Origin of the sequence: Halomonas fontilapidosi, from assembly GCF_014192285.1 — a bacterium.
GTDB lineage: Bacteria > Pseudomonadota > Gammaproteobacteria > Pseudomonadales > Halomonadaceae > Halomonas > Halomonas fontilapidosi.
Window position 1 is genome coordinate 61,193 of record NZ_JACHXQ010000010.1, and the last position, 16,796, is coordinate 77,988.

At 64.8% G+C, this 16,796-nt stretch carries 12 protein-coding genes; 9 read left to right on the forward strand and 3 right to left on the reverse strand.

The annotated features are described in order from the left end of the window. Window positions 1-189 precede the first annotated feature (189 nt). The 8 genes from FHR95_RS13750 to FHR95_RS13785 all read left to right on the forward strand — a co-directional run bounded on the left by FHR95_RS13750 (window position 190) and on the right by FHR95_RS13785 (window position 11,683). Window positions 190-1,059 (forward strand): carbon-nitrogen hydrolase family protein, encoded by an 870-nt coding sequence (locus tag FHR95_RS13750; protein ID WP_179862011.1) that lies wholly within the window; start codon window positions 190-192, stop codon window positions 1,057-1,059. Window positions 1,060-1,208: 149 nt separating this feature from the next. Then, on the forward strand, window positions 1,209-2,681 hold the full coding sequence (locus tag FHR95_RS13755) for a biotin carboxylase (protein WP_040184629.1): 1,473 nt from the start codon (window positions 1,209-1,211) through the stop codon (window positions 2,679-2,681). A gap of 47 nt (window positions 2,682-2,728) precedes the next feature. Further along, the gene (locus FHR95_RS13760; protein WP_246378600.1) at window positions 2,729-3,727 is read left to right on the forward strand and encodes a C45 family autoproteolytic acyltransferase/hydrolase; all 999 of its coding nucleotides are present in this window, start codon (window positions 2,729-2,731) and stop codon (window positions 3,725-3,727) included. Between the two features lie 58 nt (window positions 3,728-3,785). Then, complete coding sequence (locus FHR95_RS13765) at window positions 3,786-6,569, forward strand: aminotransferase class I/II-fold pyridoxal phosphate-dependent enzyme (RefSeq protein WP_183314842.1); 2,784 nt, start codon at window positions 3,786-3,788, stop codon at window positions 6,567-6,569. Window positions 6,570-6,818: 249 nt separating this feature from the next. Continuing rightward, window positions 6,819-8,315, forward strand: a complete 1,497-nt coding sequence (locus FHR95_RS13770) for an NAD-dependent succinate-semialdehyde dehydrogenase (RefSeq protein WP_040184585.1) — start codon at window positions 6,819-6,821, stop codon at window positions 8,313-8,315. A gap of 69 nt (window positions 8,316-8,384) precedes the next feature. Next, entirely contained in the window at window positions 8,385-9,812 is a 1,428-nt protein-coding gene (locus FHR95_RS13775) for an aspartate aminotransferase family protein (RefSeq protein WP_183314843.1), read from the forward strand. An 89-nt stretch (window positions 9,813-9,901) separates the two neighbouring features. Next, window positions 9,902-10,894 (forward strand): hydroxyectoine utilization dehydratase EutB, encoded by a 993-nt coding sequence (gene eutB, locus FHR95_RS13780; protein ID WP_183314844.1) that lies wholly within the window; start codon window positions 9,902-9,904, stop codon window positions 10,892-10,894. Between the two features lie 105 nt (window positions 10,895-10,999). Then, complete coding sequence (locus FHR95_RS13785; protein WP_183314845.1) at window positions 11,000-11,683, forward strand: haloacid dehalogenase type II; 684 nt, start codon at window positions 11,000-11,002, stop codon at window positions 11,681-11,683. A gap of 80 nt (window positions 11,684-11,763) precedes the next feature. On the opposite strand, the gene FHR95_RS13790 is transcribed toward FHR95_RS13785, so the two are convergent. The 3 genes from FHR95_RS13790 to FHR95_RS13800 all read right to left on the reverse strand — a co-directional run bounded on the left by FHR95_RS13790 (window position 11,764) and on the right by FHR95_RS13800 (window position 14,127). Next, the gene (locus FHR95_RS13790; protein ID WP_183314846.1) at window positions 11,764-12,720 is read right to left on the reverse strand and encodes a sulfurtransferase; all 957 of its coding nucleotides are present in this window, start codon (window positions 12,718-12,720) and stop codon (window positions 11,764-11,766) included. A 158-nt stretch (window positions 12,721-12,878) separates the two neighbouring features. Then, window positions 12,879-13,454 carry a carboxymuconolactone decarboxylase family protein gene (locus tag FHR95_RS13795; protein WP_183314847.1) on the reverse strand — a complete coding sequence of 192 codons (576 nt, stop codon included), beginning with the start codon at window positions 13,452-13,454 and terminating at the stop codon, window positions 12,879-12,881. A gap of 82 nt (window positions 13,455-13,536) precedes the next feature. Further along, window positions 13,537-14,127: a TetR/AcrR family transcriptional regulator gene (locus tag FHR95_RS13800; protein WP_183314848.1), complete on the reverse strand. Its 591-nt coding sequence runs from the start codon at window positions 14,125-14,127 to the stop codon at window positions 13,537-13,539. 157 nt (window positions 14,128-14,284) lie between these two features. Between FHR95_RS13800 and FHR95_RS13805 the strand changes: the two genes are divergently transcribed. Then, window positions 14,285-16,795, forward strand: a complete 2,511-nt coding sequence (locus FHR95_RS13805; protein ID WP_183314849.1) for a PqqD family peptide modification chaperone — start codon at window positions 14,285-14,287, stop codon at window positions 16,793-16,795. Window position 16,796 lies beyond the last annotated feature (1 nt).

Here is a 16,796-nt window from a genome sequence, read left to right on the forward strand (position 1 = left end):
CCGATCGAGCGAAATTTCAGCGTTGATGTCACCTCCGCCCTTGTGGCATAAGCTGATGACAGTGGGTGGGCCGTTGCTCACCCGGCCGGGCGATCCCGCCGGCATGCTCCCGATGGTGCCGGTCATGTCTGATCGATAGTCGACAGCGCCCTGGAAGTTTCCGAGATCGCCTGACGTAGAGAGACCACGATGTCCTATTTCACGATTGCCGGTGTGCAGATGCACGCTCTGCACCATGGTGACAACACCGAGGCCATGCGCCACCGGATCGACGTGCTGATGAGCCGTTTCCCTCAGGTGCAGATGGTCCTGTTCAGCGAACTGATGCCCATGGGGGCCTCGCCGCACCACGCCCAGGCGATGCCCAGCAGCACCGAGGCCCTGTTCTGCCAGATCGCCGAGCAGCATCGCATCTGGCTGATCCCGGGCTCGATGTTCGAGCAGACCGACGACGGTGTCTTCAATACCCTCTCGGTGATCAATCCCCACGGCCAGGTAGTGGCCCGCTACCGCAAGATGTTCCCCTTCCGTCCGTACGAGGCCGGCGTGGAAAGCGGCAGCGAATTCGTGACGTTTGACGTGCCCAACGTGGCGCGTTTCGGCGTCTCGATCTGCTACGACATGTGGTTCCCCGAGACCACCCGTACGCTGGCCGCCATGGGGGCCGAGGTGATCCTGCACCCGACCATGACCGACACCATCGACCGCGATATCGAGTTGTCCATTGCCCGTACCAATGCGGCGGTCAATCAGTGCTTTTTCTTCGATATCAACGGCGCTGGCGCCCTCGGCAACGGTCGGTCGATCGTGGTCGGCCCCTCCGGTGACGTCATTCACCAGGCCGGTACCGGCGAAGAGGTCATGCCCATCGAGGTCGACCTGCACCGCGTGCGTCGCGAACGCGAGACCGGCCTGCGCGGCCTTGGCCAGCCACTCAAGAGCTTTCGTGACCGGTCCGTCGACTTCCCGCTCTACCGCAGCGAAAACGGCTCGTCCCCCTTCCTCGATACGCTCGGCCCGCTGCAGAAGCCGCTGCGCGCCGACATCGAGGAATATTGATCCTTCGCCCGCGGGCGGTGCAGTGAAGAGGAGATTCCATGCTGGAGCCACTGATTCGAATGCTGCGCCGCCTGTTCCGCAACCCGCCTGCGGCCCCTGCCGCGCACCAGGCGCCCGGCGCCTCACCCGTCACCGATGGAGCGACCACGATGAGCAAAATAACAACCATTGCCGATGTCCGCCGCCACTTTCTCAACAACAAGGAGCCGATCTACTTCATCTCGGCCACCAACTTCAATCTGCTGGGGATCGGCGACTGGGTGGGTAACTTCCGCCACATCAACTATATCGACTGCTTCGAGGGTCAGCAGCGCAATGTCTTCGTGCCCAAGGAGAAGTTTCCCCGCGACTTCGAGAGCATTGAGGACATCAACAACTACCTCCTTGAGCACAAGGAGGTGATCGACTTCATCCAGTCGCGGGCGGACGGCGAGAATGCCGGCGTTGCCGCCTTCCTGATGTTCGATGAGCACACCGAAGAGGTCTGCAAGCAGCTCGGCCTGCGCGTGGCCTTCCCGCCGGCGGCGCTGAGAAATCGCATGGACAACAAGATCGAGACCGTGCGCATCGGCAACAAGGCGGGGGTGCCCAGCGTGCCCAACGTGCTGGCCAAGGTGGGCAGCTATCAGGAGCTGTGCGAGGTGAGCAAGGACCTCGGCGACGACCTGGTGGTGCAGACCGCCTTCGGCGACTCGGGCCATACCACCTTCTTCATCGCCAGCGAGGACGACTACTACAAGCACGCTGAGGAGATCGAGGCCGAGTCCGAGGTCAAGATCATGAAGCGCATCAACTGTCGTGGATCGGCCATCGAAGCCTGTGCCACCCGCTGTGGTACCGTGGTAGGACCGCTGATGACCGAGCTGGTGGGCTTCAAGACGCTGACTCCCTACAAGGGCGGCTGGTGCGGCAACGAGATGTTCGCCGGTGCCTTCGACCAGTCGATCCGCGACAAGGCGCGCGAGTATACCTTCCAGTTTGGTGAGGCACTGCGCGAGGAAGGCTACCGTGGCTACTTCGAGCTCGACTTCCTGATCGACATGGACAACGGCGAGGTCTACCTGGGCGAGCTCAACCCGCGGGTGACCGGGGCCAGCTCGCTGACTAACGTGGCCGCCTTTGCCCACTCCGACATCCCGCTGTTCCTCTTTCACCTGTTGGAGTTCTCCGACGTCGACTTCGACCTCGACATCAACGAGATCAACGAACGCTGGTCGCACCCCGAGAGCGTCGACAGCTGGAGCCAGCTGGTGATCAAGCACACCGACGAGAGCGTCGATCTACTTACCAAGGCACCGCGCACCGGGGTCTGGAAGATGGCCGGTGACGGCAGCATCAGCTACGACCACTACAGCTATCATCCGCATGCCGCCGAGAACGATAACGAGGGCTTCTTCCTGCGCATCAGCGGGGCGGGTGACTTCCGCTACGAGGGGGCGGATCTGGGTATCCTGATCACCCGTGGGCGCTTGATGGATGACGACTTCCAGCTCACCGAGCGCGCCAAGGCGTGGATCGACGGCATTCGTGGCCAATATGCCGGCCAGTCACTGCAGGATCCGGTCGTGGAGGAAGTCGCGGTGAGCCATGCCGTTGGCGGCGGCAACTTCAAGATCCTGTGAGCTCCGGGAACCTTTCCCCTTCACCTCGGGAGGTGCCGGCGGCCGACATGGAAAAGATGCTCGATTTTCGCACCATACGCGAGGAAACGGCGGGCGCCCGGTGGCAGGCACTGTTCGAGTACCACTGGCCGGCCTATGAGCAGTGGTACCTCAGCGAGGGTGAGCGTGAGCGGCCGGGATACCTTGCCTGCTATAACGCCTTGCGTCAGCACATGCCGGAGCTGCTGCCGACCTATCGCGCGCTGTGCGGCCTGGCCGGTGGCGGTGACCTGGCGGCGCGTTTCCTGAGCCTCTACCAGCCGCCACCCTACATCACGGGCTGTTCCCAGGCGGTGCTGGCCAGTCCGACCTCTACGGTGCTGGCGCGCAACTACGATTACCCGCCGGAGCTGTGTGAGGGCACGATTCTCTACACGCAATGGAACGAACGGCGGGTGATCGCCATGTCCGACTGCCTGTGGGGCGTGCTCGACGGGATGAACGATCGTGGGCTCGCCGTGTCGCTGGCCTTCGGCGGTCGCAAGGCGGTGGGGGTAGGCTTTGGCGCGCCGATCATCCTGCGCTACCTGCTGGAGTTCTGCGACACGGTGCCCGAGGCAGCCGAGGTGCTGGCCCGGGTGCCCACCCATATGGCCTACAACATCACCGTGGCCGACGCTGCCGGTCGTTACGTGACGGCAATGATCGGTCCGGATCGCCGCGCCAGTATCCGCCGCGTGCCGGTGGCCACCAACCACCAGAAGAAGATCGAGTGGTACGCCCATGCCCTGGCTTCGGAGACGCTGATCCGCGAGCGTCAGCTGTCGATCCTGGTGGACGACGAGGCCACTTCCGAGGAGCGTCTTATCGAGGCCTTCTCGTCCCCGCCGCTGTTTCGCCATGACTACCGGCGCGGCCTAGGCACCGTCTATACCGCGGTGTATCGCCCTCGGTCGGGGCGCGCCCAGTTTCACTGGCCCGGCATGAACCTGAACATGAGTTTCGATGACTTTCCCGAGGAGCGGATCACCGTGCGCTACGGCACACGCGGGTTGTATAGCGGGTGATCGGACTCGTCGGTCGGTCGCCGCTCTTCGCCAATAACAAGCAAGGATAGGTGTTGCCATGCAAGAGACCAGTCACACAGAGACGCCCTATACCGCCCTGGGCTTCTACCACAAGATCTCCCAGCTGCGTGCCGACACCTGGAATGCGCTCAAGCGCGACCTCGGACAGCTGGTGCGCCTGCAAGACGATAGCCGTGCCAAGAACCTGGTCAAGGCCATCGACATCAAGCTGACGCGGCTCGAGATCATCGAGGACTACCACGCCTTCCCCTCCAAGGAGGACTTCCGCCATCTCTGGTCGCTGTTCGATCGTGGGGAGTACGGGCTGCTGGAGAAGGTCGTCAAGCGCCTCGTTCGAGCGCTGATCAGTGAGTCCTACCGGCGGCGCCACGTCGACCTCAGCGAGACCGACGCCGATGCCGAGGACCTCGAGACCCTCGATGCCCTGGCGCAGCTGCGCCGTGGCCACCCGGCGTCGAATAGCTCGGCCCAGCCCTACTTCGAGCTGCTGATCGTCGACAACCTCTCGGCGCCGGAAGAGGAAGTGGTCCGCGAGGCCTTCCACAACATGCGTCGCCCCGAGGACCGCTTCGTCTACGACGTGGTCACGGTGCGCAGCTTCGAGGACGCGCTGATCGCGGTGCTGGTCAATCCCAACATCCAGGCCTGCCTGATCCGCTACGAGTTCCCCTACAAGTCGAAGTACAACCTCAGCGCCCTGCGCAGCTACCTGGAGGGCCTCTCGGAGAAGTCGCTCGAGAACCAGACCGAGGCCGAGCGCAGCATCTTGCTGAGCACCATGATCCATGAGCTGCGCCCCGAGATCGACCAGTTCCTGGTCACCAGCGGCGACGTGGAGGCCACGGCCAGCCGCGATATCCGTCACTTCAATCGCATCTTCTACCGCGAGACGGACTACATCGAGCAGCACCACACCATCCTGCGTGCCATCGACAACCGCTATCGCACCCCCTTCTTCGATGCCCTGCGCGAGTACAGCAAGAAGCCCACCGGGGTTTTCCATGCCATGCCCATCTCGCGGGGCAAGTCGATCACCCGCTCCCACTGGGCCGGACAGATGATCGACTTCTACGGCATCAATATCTTCCTTGCCGAGACCTCGGCCACCTCCGGCGGGCTGGATTCACTGCTGCAGCCCTACGGACCGATCAAGAAGGCTCAGGAGTACGCCGCCCGGGCCTTCGGTGCGCGGCAGAGCTTCTTCGTCACCAACGGCACCTCCACCGCCAACAAGATCGTCGTGCAGGCGCTGATCAAGCCCCGAGATATCGTGCTGATCGACCGCGACTGCCACAAGTCCCACCACTACGGCATGGTGCTGGCCGGCGCCCACGTCAGCTATCTGGATTCCTACCCGCTAGACGACTACTCCATGTACGGGGCGGTGCCGCTCAAGGAGATCAAGAAGACGCTGCTTGGGTACAAGCGTTCGGGCCAGCTGCACAAGGTCAAGCTGCTGTTGCTGACCAACTGCACCTTCGACGGCGTGGTCTACAACGTGCGCCGAGTGATGGAGGAGTGCCTGGCGATCAAGCCCGACCTAGTCTTCCTGTGGGATGAGGCGTGGTTCGCCTTCGCCGGCTTCAATCCCACCTATCGCCCGCGTACCGCCATGCATGCCGCGCGTACCCTGCGCGACCGCTACCGCAGCGAGGCCTATCGCGAGGAGTATGCTGCCTGGAAGGCGGAGTTCGACGCCCTCGACCCCGACGACGATGCCACCTGGCTCGACCGGCCGCTGCTGCCCGACCCCGACGCGGTGCGCATCCGGGCCTATGCCACCCATTCCACCCACAAGACCCTGACCTCGCTGCGCCAGGGGTCGATGATCCACGTCTGGGACCAGGACTATCGCCAGAAGGTCGAGGCACCCTTCCACGAGGCCTACATGACCCATACCTCGACCTCGCCCAACTACCAGATCATCGCCTCGCTGGACGTGGGGCGCATGCAGGCCGAGATGGAAGGCTTCGAGCTGGTGCACGCCCAGGTCGAGGCGGCACTCTCGCTGCGCGAGCAGCTCTATTCCCATCCGCTGCTGCAGAAGTACTTCCGGGTGCTGGTCAACAAGGACATGGTACCGCTGGAGTATCGGCAGTCGGGGGTCGAGACCTTCTATGATCCGGTTACCGGCTGGAACAAGATGGAGGAGGCCTGGGCCAACGATGAGTTCGTCGTCGACCCCAGCCGCATCACTATCGCCATCGGCGCCACCGGCATCGATGGCGATACCTTCAAGAACGAATACCTGATGAACAAGTACGGCATCCAGATCAACAAGACCTCGCGCAATACCGTGCTATTCATGACCAACATCGGCACCACCCGCGGTTCCATCGCCTACTTGCTCGACGTGCTGATCAAGCTGGCCAAGGAGTTCGAGTATCGCTGGGAGGAGAGCAGTCGCCCGGAACGCAAGATCATCGAGAACCGGGTCCACTCGCTGACCAAGGAGCTGCCGCCGCTGCCGGACTTCAGCCGCTTTCATTCAGCCTTCCGGCCCGACGCCGACGGCAATACCCCGGAGGGCGATATCCGCTGTGCCTACTTCCTCAGCTACGATGACGAGAACACCGAGTATCTGCGCTTCGACAATGGCGAGCTCCAGGCCCAGATGCGCACCGGCCGCGACGTGGTGTCGGCAAGCTTCGTGATTCCCTATCCGCCGGGCTTTCCCGTGCTGGTCCCGGGGCAGGTGGTCAGCGAGGAGATTCTCTACTTCCTCCAGGCCCTGGATGTCACCGAGATCCATGGCTATCGCCCGGAACTCGGCCTCCTGGTGTTCACCGAGGAGGCACTGCGCAACCCGGCAGCGGGCTGACGCTTCCCGCCTGATCCCCGTGCTCCACAGAAAAAACCGCACATTTTCGGCACAGGACAAAAAATCCTGTGCCGCTTTTCGTGGGTAACAAAAAGTCCCGTCCCGTCAAAACCCGTACCCTGACACCATCGAGCCGCCACGGAATGTGATCGCTGGCGGCCCGGCCTTTTGTCCTTTTTCTCGGCGCCCAGATCCGCGCCGGAACATCGCCGGCGCTGATCTGCGCCGGTGCGTCAGGGGAGCTACAGCATGACACCGTCCAGCAAGATTCTGTCCAGCAAACTCAGTGATCTACGCCTGTTCCGCCAGTATGCCTATGTCGACGGCAAGTGGACCCATGGCGAGGGCGGTCGCGAGGAGGCGGTGTTCGATCCGGCCACCGGCGAAGCACTGGGGCACATTCCCTGGCTGGAAGCCCACCAGATCACCGCAGCCGTGGATGCCGCCGAGACTGCCTTCGTGCATTGGCGCGCGCTGCGTGCCGACGAGCGCTGCGAGCGCCTGCTGGCCTGGTACGACCTCTTGCAGGCCCACCGCGAGGACCTCGCCACCCTGATGACCCTCGAGCAGGGTAAGCCGTTGCCCGACGCCCGTGGCGAGGTGGAGTACGGGGCGAGCTTCGTCCGCTGGTTCGCCGAGGAGGGCAAACGCACCTTCGGCGAGACCATTCCCAGCCACATCCCCAATGCGGCACTGGGCACCATCAAGGAGCCGGTGGGCATTGCCGCGCTGATCACTCCCTGGAACTTCCCGCTGGCGATGATCACCCGTAAGGCCGCCGCGGCCATGGCGGCTGGTTGCACGGTGATCGTCAAGCCGGCCGGCGAGACGCCGTTCTCGGCGCTGGCGCTGGCGGAGCTCGCCGAGCGTGCCGGCATCCCGGCCGGCGTGTTCAACGTGGTGCTGGGCGAGCCTGCCGAGGTCTCGAAGATCCTGTGTGCCGAGGACCGGGTCAAGGCGCTCTCCTTCACCGGCTCCACGCGGGTCGGCCGACTGCTCCTGGAGCAGTGTGCCAACACCGTCAAGCGCGTCTCGCTGGAACTGGGTGGCAACGCGCCTTTTATCGTCGGCCCGGACATGGACCCCAAGGAGGCGGCCTTTGCCGCCGTGGCGGCCAAGTTCCAGACCGCCGGCCAGGACTGCCTCGCGGCGGACCGCATCCTGGTCCATGAGTCGATCCATGACGCCTTCGTCGAGCACTTTGCCGAGCGCATGGCGGCGCTGACCGTGGGCAACGGCCTGGAGAGCGAGATCGATCTGGGGCCGCTGATCCATCGCCAGGCGGTAGAGAAGGCCGCGGCCATTGTCGACGACGCCATCTCCAAGGGCGCCACTTTGGTGGCCGGCGATCAGAGCCAGGCGCCGGGCGAGAACTTCTTCATGCCGGTGCTGCTCACCAATGTGACCCACGATATGAAGATCTGGCACGAGGAGAGCTTTGCGCCGGTGGCCGGCATCACCGCCTACGCCGACGATGACCAGGTCATCGAGATGGCCAACGACACCGAGTACGGACTGGCGGCCTATATCTACACCCATGATATTCGTCGCATCTGGAAGATCATGCGCGCGCTGGAGTTCGGCATGGTCTCGGTGAACTCGGTGAAGATGACCGGCCCGCCCGTGCCCTTCGGCGGCGTCAAGCACTCCGGCCTCGGCCGCGAGGGCGGGGTGACCGGCATCGACGAGTACCTGGAGACGAAGTACTACTGCCTGGGTGCCCTCGGCTCCGTGTCCGGGAGCTGATGGCCCGACCCCATTGATGAACCTTCTCCCCGGCGGGATGCCGGGGAGCACGAGAGAAGAGAGAACACGATGAACCAGCAGCACCAGGACCTGATCGCTCGCGACCGCAAGGTGACCTTCCACGCCTCCACCCACCTGCGCGATTTCGCCCATGGCGACGCGCCGGGCCGCGTGATCACCGGCGGCAAGGGCATCCATATCGTCGACAGGGATGGCCGCGAGTTCATCGACGGCTTTGCCGGTCTCTACTGTGTCAACATTGGCTACGGCCGCACCGAGATGGCCGAGGCCATCTACGAGCAAGCCCTGGAGATGTCCTACTACCACACCTATGTGGGACACGCCAACGAGCCGCAGATCGCCCTGTCCGAGAAGATCCTCGAGCTCGCCGGCCCCGGCATGTCCAAGGTCTACTACGGCATGTCCGGCAGTGATGCCAACGAGACCCAGCTCAAGATCGTGCGCTACTACAACAACGTGCGTGGGCTGCCGAAAAAGAAGAAGGTCATCTCGCGGATGCGTGGCTACCACGGCTCCGGCATCGCCTCGGGCTCCTTGACCGGCCTCAAGGCGTTTCATGACCACTTCGACCTGCCCATCGACACCATCCGCCACACCGAGGCGCCGTTCTACTACCAGCGCGCCGCGGAACTCGAGGGCATGAGCGAGCGCGAATTCTCGAAGCACTGCGCCACCAGGCTCGAGGAGATGATCCTCGCCGAGGGGCCGGAGACCGTGGCTGCCTTCATCGGCGAGCCGGTGCTCGGCACCGGGGGCATTGTGCCGCCGCCGGAAGGCTACTGGGAGGCGATCCAGGCGGTGCTGGCCAAGTACGACGTGCTGCTGATCGCCGACGAGGTGGTCTGCGGCTTCGGGCGCATCGGCGCCGACTTCGGCAGCCACTTCTATGGCATCAAACCCGACCTGATCACCGTGGCCAAGGGCCTGACCAGTGCCTACCAGCCGCTCTCCGGGGTGATCGTCGGCGACCGCGTGTGGCAGGTGCTGGAGCAGGGCACCGGCGAGTATGGGCCGATCGGCCACGGCTGGACCTACTCCGGCCATGCCCTGGGCTGTGCCGCCGGCCTGGCCAACCTGGCGATCATCGAGCGCGAGGGGTTGACCCGCAATGCCGCCGAGACCGGCGGCTATCTGCAGCAGCAGATGCAGGCCGCCTTCGCTGACCATCCCATTGTCGGCAACGTGCGCGGCGTGGGCATGCTGGCGGCCCTGGAGTTCGCCGCCGACCCGAGCCGTCGCGCGGCCTTTGACCCGGCGCTCAAGGTGGGGCCGCGCATCGCCGCGGCGGCGATGCAGGAGAACCTGATTGCCCGCGCCATGCCCCAGGGCGACATCCTGGGCTTCGCACCGCCGCTGACCACCAACCGCGAGGAGGTCGACGAGATCGTCGCGCGGACCCGTCGCGCCGTGGATACGGTACTCGACGAACTGGTCCACGAGGGGGCCACCAAGGCGGTGGCGGATACGGTCGCCTGACGGCTTGTCCGCTCCTGGCCCCTCGGGGCCTTACCCATTTGCGTCGCCGCGGGCCTTCCCGCGGCGACGTCGTTGGCGTGGAGGAGAACATGCACGAGCACGGTCTTTCCCTGGAGGCGATCTACCAGGCGCGCCGGCGCATCGCCGACGAGGCGGTGCGCACGCCACTGGTGCGCTCGATGGCACTATCGACGCGCTTCGATGCCGACATCCGGCTCAAGCTCGAGACCTGCCAGCCCACCGGCGCCTTCAAGCTGCGTGGCGCCGCCAATATGCTCGCCGCACTGATCGAGGCGCGCGGCCGTGAGGCGCTGGCAGCCGGGGTGGTGACGGCCTCCACCGGCAATCACGGCCGCGCGGTGGCTTACGCCGCCGCGCGGCTGGAGGTGCCGGCGGTTATCTGCCTGTCGCGGCTGGTGCCGACCAACAAGGTCGCCGCCATCGAGGCGCTGGGCGCCGAGGTACGACGCATCGGCGCCAGCCAGGACGAGGCGTTCGCCGAGGTCGAGCGGCTGGTGCGTGAGCGCGGCATGATTCTGATCCCGCCCTTCGACGACCCTAGGGTCGTGGCCGGGCAGGGCACCATCGGCCTCGAACTCATGGAGGACTGTCCGGACCTGGACCGGGTCATTGTCGGGCTCTCCGGCGGTGGCCTGCTGGGCGGCATCGGCGCGGCCGTTAAAGCGATTCGGCCCGCCTGCCGGGTCACCGGTGTGAGCCTGACCCGTGGCGCGGCCATGTGGGAGAGCCTCAAGGCCGGCCATCCGGTGGCGGTCGAGGAGGTCGAGAGCCTGGCAGACTCCCTGGGCGGCGGCATCGGATGCGACAACCGCTGTACCTTCGCCCTGGTGCGCAAGGTGATGGACGACCATGTTCAGGTCTCCGAGCGCGCCATCGCCGAGGCCATGGTCGAACTCCTCGAGAACGAGAAGCAGCTGGTGGAAGGCGCCGCCGCCGTGGGCCTGGCGGCCATGCAGGAGCATGGTCTGGACGTTCGAGGACAGCGCGTGGCGTTGATCCTCTCGGGCAATGCGGTCTCGCTCGAGACCCTTGATCGGGCCCGGGTGATGGCGGGATATTGAGGTTCGAGACTCCTCTCCGGCTGAGCCTCTTCGCGGTGCAACGACTTGTCTCGACGGCTCGGCTGACCCAGGCTGAGAATGACAACCGATTGAAGGAGATAAGCGATGGCAACGGTACTGGCCTTCGACGTGTATGGCACTCTGATCGATACCCATGGCGTCGTCGCCGAACTCGAGCAGCGTCTCGCCGGGCAGGATCGTTCGGACCTGGCGCCGGAATTCTCGCGCCGCTGGCGCGACAAGCAACTGGAGTACAGCTTCCGCCGAGGGCTGATGGGCGCCTACGCGGACTTCTCCCACTGCACCCGCGAGGCGCTGGAGTTTACCGACCGCGCCTTCCATACCCGCTTCTCGGAAACCGACAAGGAGCACCTGATGGGTGTCTATGCGCGTCTGCCGGCCTTCCCGGACGCATCAGCCGCCCTGACTCGCCTTGCGGAAGCGGGAGTCCGCTGCGTGGCCTTCTCCAACGGTAGCCGTGAAGCGGTCGAGGGCCTGCTGACGCAAGCGGGAATCCGCGAACACTTCGAGTCAGTGGTCAGCGTCGATGAGATCAAGCGTTTCAAGCCCGATCCGGCGGTCTATGCCCACCTGCGCTATCGGCTCGAGAGCGAGCCCGGGGACACCTGGCTGGTCTCCAGCAATGCCTTCGACGTCATCGGCGCCCGCCATGCCGGCCTGCATGCCGCCTGGGTGCGCCGTATCCCCGATGCGCCCTTCGACCCCTGGGGGATCGAGCCGGATATCACGGTGGCCGACCTCGAGGCCCTGGCCGAGCGACTCGGCTAGTTCCGCCAGCATGACGGCAAGCGCCCCGCGACCGGTTTTCGGCCGCGGGGCGCTGTGCGATGGACCTGCAGGCGGCGAGGTTAGTCGCTCAGCTCGCCAACGCTGACGGTGCCCCGGTCGGCCAGTTGGATGGGGCGCTCATCGTCCTGAGTCCAGGCAGCCATGGAGCCATCGTACATGGTGACGTTGTCCAGTCCGCCGACTTCGCTGAGCTGGAACCAGCCGCTGGCGGCCCAGTGACCAGTGTTGCAGAAGGCCACGGTGGGCGCCTCTCGGTCGAGGCCCAGTTCGTCGATACGAGCCTTCAGCGAGTCCGGCTGCAGGTAGTAGGCCCCGTCGCGTGCCTCGAGACTGCCATCATGGGGCAGGTTCACCGAGCCGGGAATGGTGCCCGGCACGCGAGCGGCAGGGGACTGGGTTTGGCCTTTGAAAAAGGCCGGTGGACGGGCGTCGACCAGCGTTTCATCGGCTTCTCGCGCCGCTTCCACTTCCTGGGTAGTGGCCAGCAGATGCTCCTGCAGCGTGGCCGAGAAATCGGCTGTCTGGGGAGCGCTCGCCGTGCCACTGGCGATTTCGAAGCCCTGCTGCTCCCAGCCGGCGAAGCCGCCGTTGAGGATCGAGACCTCGTCGTGGCCCAGGGCCTTGAAGGTCCAGTAGACGCGAGCCGCGCTGCCGAAGTCGGTGGGCCCGGTGCCGGCCGAGACCACCACCACGGTGTCGTCGTTGTCGATACCCAAGCCGCCGATCAGGCTCTCCAGGTCTTCCACAGCGGGCATCAGGCCGGCGACCCCGTCGCGGCTCTCGCGCCAGCCGGCATCGGTATAGCTGCTGTAGTGGCTGCCGGGGATGCGGGCGGCCTCGAAGCTCTCGCGATCGCCACCGTCATCGATGGCAGAACGCACGTCAAGCACGACCAGATCATCGCTGCCGAGTTGGTTATCGAGCCATTCGGCATCGACGAGAGGGGAGGGGTGTAGGGCATGTGCCGGGCCGGCAAGTGCCAGGGTGCCAGCGGCCAGAAGGAGTCGAGTGCGCATGGGGCTATCTCTTCGTCAGGTAGATGCAGTGTGGGCCCATGCTGCAACGGATTGGGTACACCCTTCAAAGAATAAATACTATTTTTTTTATTCCGTAGTGAGCTAAGCCGCACCTCCCTGTGCTGCTCTCGGCAAGTGTCTTCGCCAACATCGCCGGCTTACTCGGCCGGTTTCCAGGCGTGACCGGCGAAGGCTTCATCCACTTCTGGGTGATTGATGTGGTTGGAATAGTTGGAAAGCGTCTTGACGGCCAGGGCCAGCACGATCTGCAGTACCAGCTGCTCCTCGAAACCTGCATCCAGGAACGCCTCGACGTCGGACGGCGTCGGCTTGCCCCGGCTCTCGAACATCACCTTGGTGAACTTGGCCAGCGCCGCCAGCCGCTCGTCGGGAATCGGCTGGTCGTTGCGAATCGCCTCTAGCACCTCGGCCGGCACCTGGGACATCTTCTCACCCAGCATGCTGTGGGCGGACATGCAGTAGCTGCAGCCGTTAAGGCGACTGATGGTCAGGAAAACCACCTCCTGCTCGGGCGGTGTGAAGCCGGAATCCTCGCGGAACAGCTCGTAGCCGTGCAGGTAGGTATCCAGGACGCCCGGTGCCTTGGCCATGCCCTCATACATGTTAGGCACGAAACCCAGCTTGGCATTGGCCTGCTCGAGCAGCGGCTTCGCCTTGGCATCGGCGTTGTCCAGGGTCTGGGGGGGGAGTTGCATTTGATAGTCGGCGGACATGGTGCGTGTCTCCTTCGTTGTGGTGGGTGCTGCACGTTGGTCATTTATGGAATGATCGTTCCATAAATGACGTAAAAAAGGCTTAGCGTCGCAGCCCATTCAGCAGCAGCGCTGCTGTCTGACCGGCCTGGTCGGCGTCCGCCCCGCTTTTCAACAGGGTCCTGAGCCCGGCCATGCCCATTGTCAGATAACTGGCGAGGACGGATGGATCTCGCTCCGGGGCGATCTCACCCTCTACCTGAGCCCGTTCCACCGCCTGCTGGAAAACTGCCGTGATGGCGGCGATGCTCTGACGGGCATGCTGCGAGGGCAGGCCATCCTGCTGACCCAACTCGCTGGCGGAGTTGAAGATTAAGCAGCCCAGAGCGGCGCGGTCGCTGCCGGCCTCCTGCGTTGTGTCACGGAACAACGCCTCCAGAAAGCTCATCGCTGAGGGGGCGGCGTCCAGCTGACGCTCGAGGCGCCTGACCAGGGACTCGCGATAGCGCCCGATGGCCTTCAGGAACAGCTGCTCCTTGCTGCCGAAGGCCTGGTAGAGGCTGCTGCGCGAGAGGCGCATGGCCTCGAGCAGCTCCCGGGTCGACGCGCTTTCGTAGCCGCGTGCCCAGAAGACTCGCATGGCGGCGTCGGTAGCCTCGTCCGGGCTATAGGCGATGGGGCGTCCTCGTGTCATGCCGAGAAATTTAGTATCGATCGTTCCATAATTCAAGGGGCGACAGATCACCTGCCACTTGCTATGGCTGTAAGGTGCGTGTCGCAGCGTCGACAGAGTACCCAGACACCATGATTTACATCACGACGATCAACAGGGTCGACAGGAGATTCCGAGCATGACGGAGCAGCATTCGCCGACAAGGCGGTTTTGGCTGGGCGGCAAGCGGGCTGCCGAGCAGGACCGGTTCTTCCGTGAGGCCCTGGAACCTCTGGGCTGGCAGCTTGGCGACGAGCACGACTGGGACGCCGGCTGGATCACCGGCATGCCGGATGCCGCTCAGTTCCGGCGGGTCTCGCCGACGCGCAAGATGAACCACTTTCCGGGCAATGCGGCGCTCACGGTCAAGAGCCGCCTGCACGACAGCCTCGCCACGCTTCGCGAGCGGATTCACGAGAGCCATGGGCCCGACCATGAGCTTGCCCGGCGGCTGGCGTTCTTTCCCCCTGCCTATGTGATGCCCGACGACTACCATGCGCTCCAGGAGGCTGCGCAGGCCGCCCCCGATAAGCGCTGGATCCTCAAGCCGACCAATGCCTCCAAGGGCAAGGGCGTGAGGGTGCTCAAGGATACCGCAGCGGCGCCGCTCGCCAGGGACAGGCTGGTCCAGGAATATCTGGCTAACCCGCATACCATCCGCGGCCACAAGTATGTCCTGCGGCTTTACGTGCTGATCACCTCGCTTGCGCCGCTGCGCGTCTATCTTTACCGCCAGGGCTTCGCCAAACTGGCCTCAGAGCCGTGGGATCCCGAGGATGCCGACAATCCCTACAGCCAGCTGACCAACCCCGACATCAACGCGCTGAACAGCCGCGCCGAGGTGCCGGTGGAGTTCATCGACCTGGAACGTTATCGCCAGTGGCTGCGCGACCAGGGACACGACGATGCTGCCCTCTTCGCGCGCATCGAGGATCTGGTGGCCCTGACCACGATCTCTGCCGTGGATGCCATGCGACATCGCACAGCCGAGGCCGGTGCCGACCCGCGCGGCTGCTACGAGCTGCTGGGACTCGACTGCCTGGTGGACGACACCCTCAAGCCGTGGATCCTGGAGTGCAACCTCAGCCCGTCGCTGGGTATCTGTGCCGCCCCGGAAACGGGAGGACGCGTGGAAGAGGCGGTCAAGGGCGGCCTGGTGCATGACATGGTCTCGCTGGTCGACATTCCCGGCGAGGCGGACGTTGCCGCAGAGGGCGCGGATGACGCCGCACGGTTGGTCGCCGATGCCGAGGCCGAGCAGGCACGTGCCGGCGGCTTCCGTCGGCTGCTCCCGGCCACCGACCCCGAGCGTTATCTGCCCTATTTCACGCTCCCCACCCCGGCCGACCTGCAGCTGGCCGAGGCGCTGGCGGGGCGTTCCCTGCCCGCCCTGCAGCTGCAGCGGCGTCATGTGGCGGAACTGGTCGATGAGGAGCGTCTCGCCCTCTATGACACGCGCAGCGGCCGCTACTATCTACCCAACGATACGGCGGCTCTAACCTGGCTGCTGGCGACCGAAGGGCTGGACCCCGCTGCCATCGCCGATGAGCTGGCGCGCGCCACCAGCGACGCGGGTGGGCCGGTGGAGCGCTCGGCCCTGCGTCGTGACGTCTGGAATACCCTGCATGACTGGTGCCGTACCGGGCTGCTCTGCCAGCAGGGGACTTCACCGGCAGCGTTGCCGCGCGAAGATGAGCGCCACGCTCAGGTGCTGCCGCCCGTTTCGTCATCTGGGCGGCCCATGAGGCTCCAGCTGGACGGTCGTCACTGGGCGTTGGACGTGGGCAAAGGCCCCGCCATGGCGCGCTTGACGGCATGGTTCGGCGCGCGGTTGTCACCGCTTGATGATAAGGCGGCGAGCCGGTTGCCGCGGCTGACGGTACTTCGCGAGTCTGGTGGCTATGCCCTGGCCAGCGATGACCGTCTGCTGGCATCGCGGTTGACGCTTTCTCAGTTAGGCCCGACGTTGACGGCGCATCTGGTTCAAAAAGCCGCGACACCCGGCCATCCGGTGGTCGATGCGGCGCTGTGGATTACGCCTCACGGGGACGGGGTGCTCTGCCTGCTACCTGACGAGGCAGATAGCCACGCCTTACTGGCGCGACTTCAGGAAGCAGCAGGTGGGCTGTTGACCCGCGGCGTGCGTCTGGACCTCTCGAATCCAGCGATCGCCAAACCCCTGGACGCCCCTCTGACGGGGTTCTCTACCGAGGCGCCGACCGAATTGCCCGGTTCCGTGGCTCTGCGCGGCATGCTGCTACCGGCCGGAGCATCTACCGAGCAGGCCCTTGCCCCGGTCGCCATGCTGGAGGCGCTGGGTGCCCTGTTGCCGAATTGCCTGACCGGCGATGACCAGGTGCTGGATGGCCACAGCGTGACGGTTCTGAGTGATTGGCTCGCCACCCTGGCCGCATTTGCCATAAAGACTGGGCCGGATGCGCCGGATGCCGCTTCGCTGACAGAGTGGCTGGTCAAGCAGACAGTCACTGCTCCCGCGGTCGATCCTCCCGCCATGGTGAGGGGGGTGACCGCGGCACGTGCATGCGGTGATGCCTTCGGCATCACCGATGAAGAGGACGGCCGCCAGGCCGACTTCACTGCCAGACGACATGCCAGGCATGTCGAATATCGCGTATCAAGGAGGTCATGAT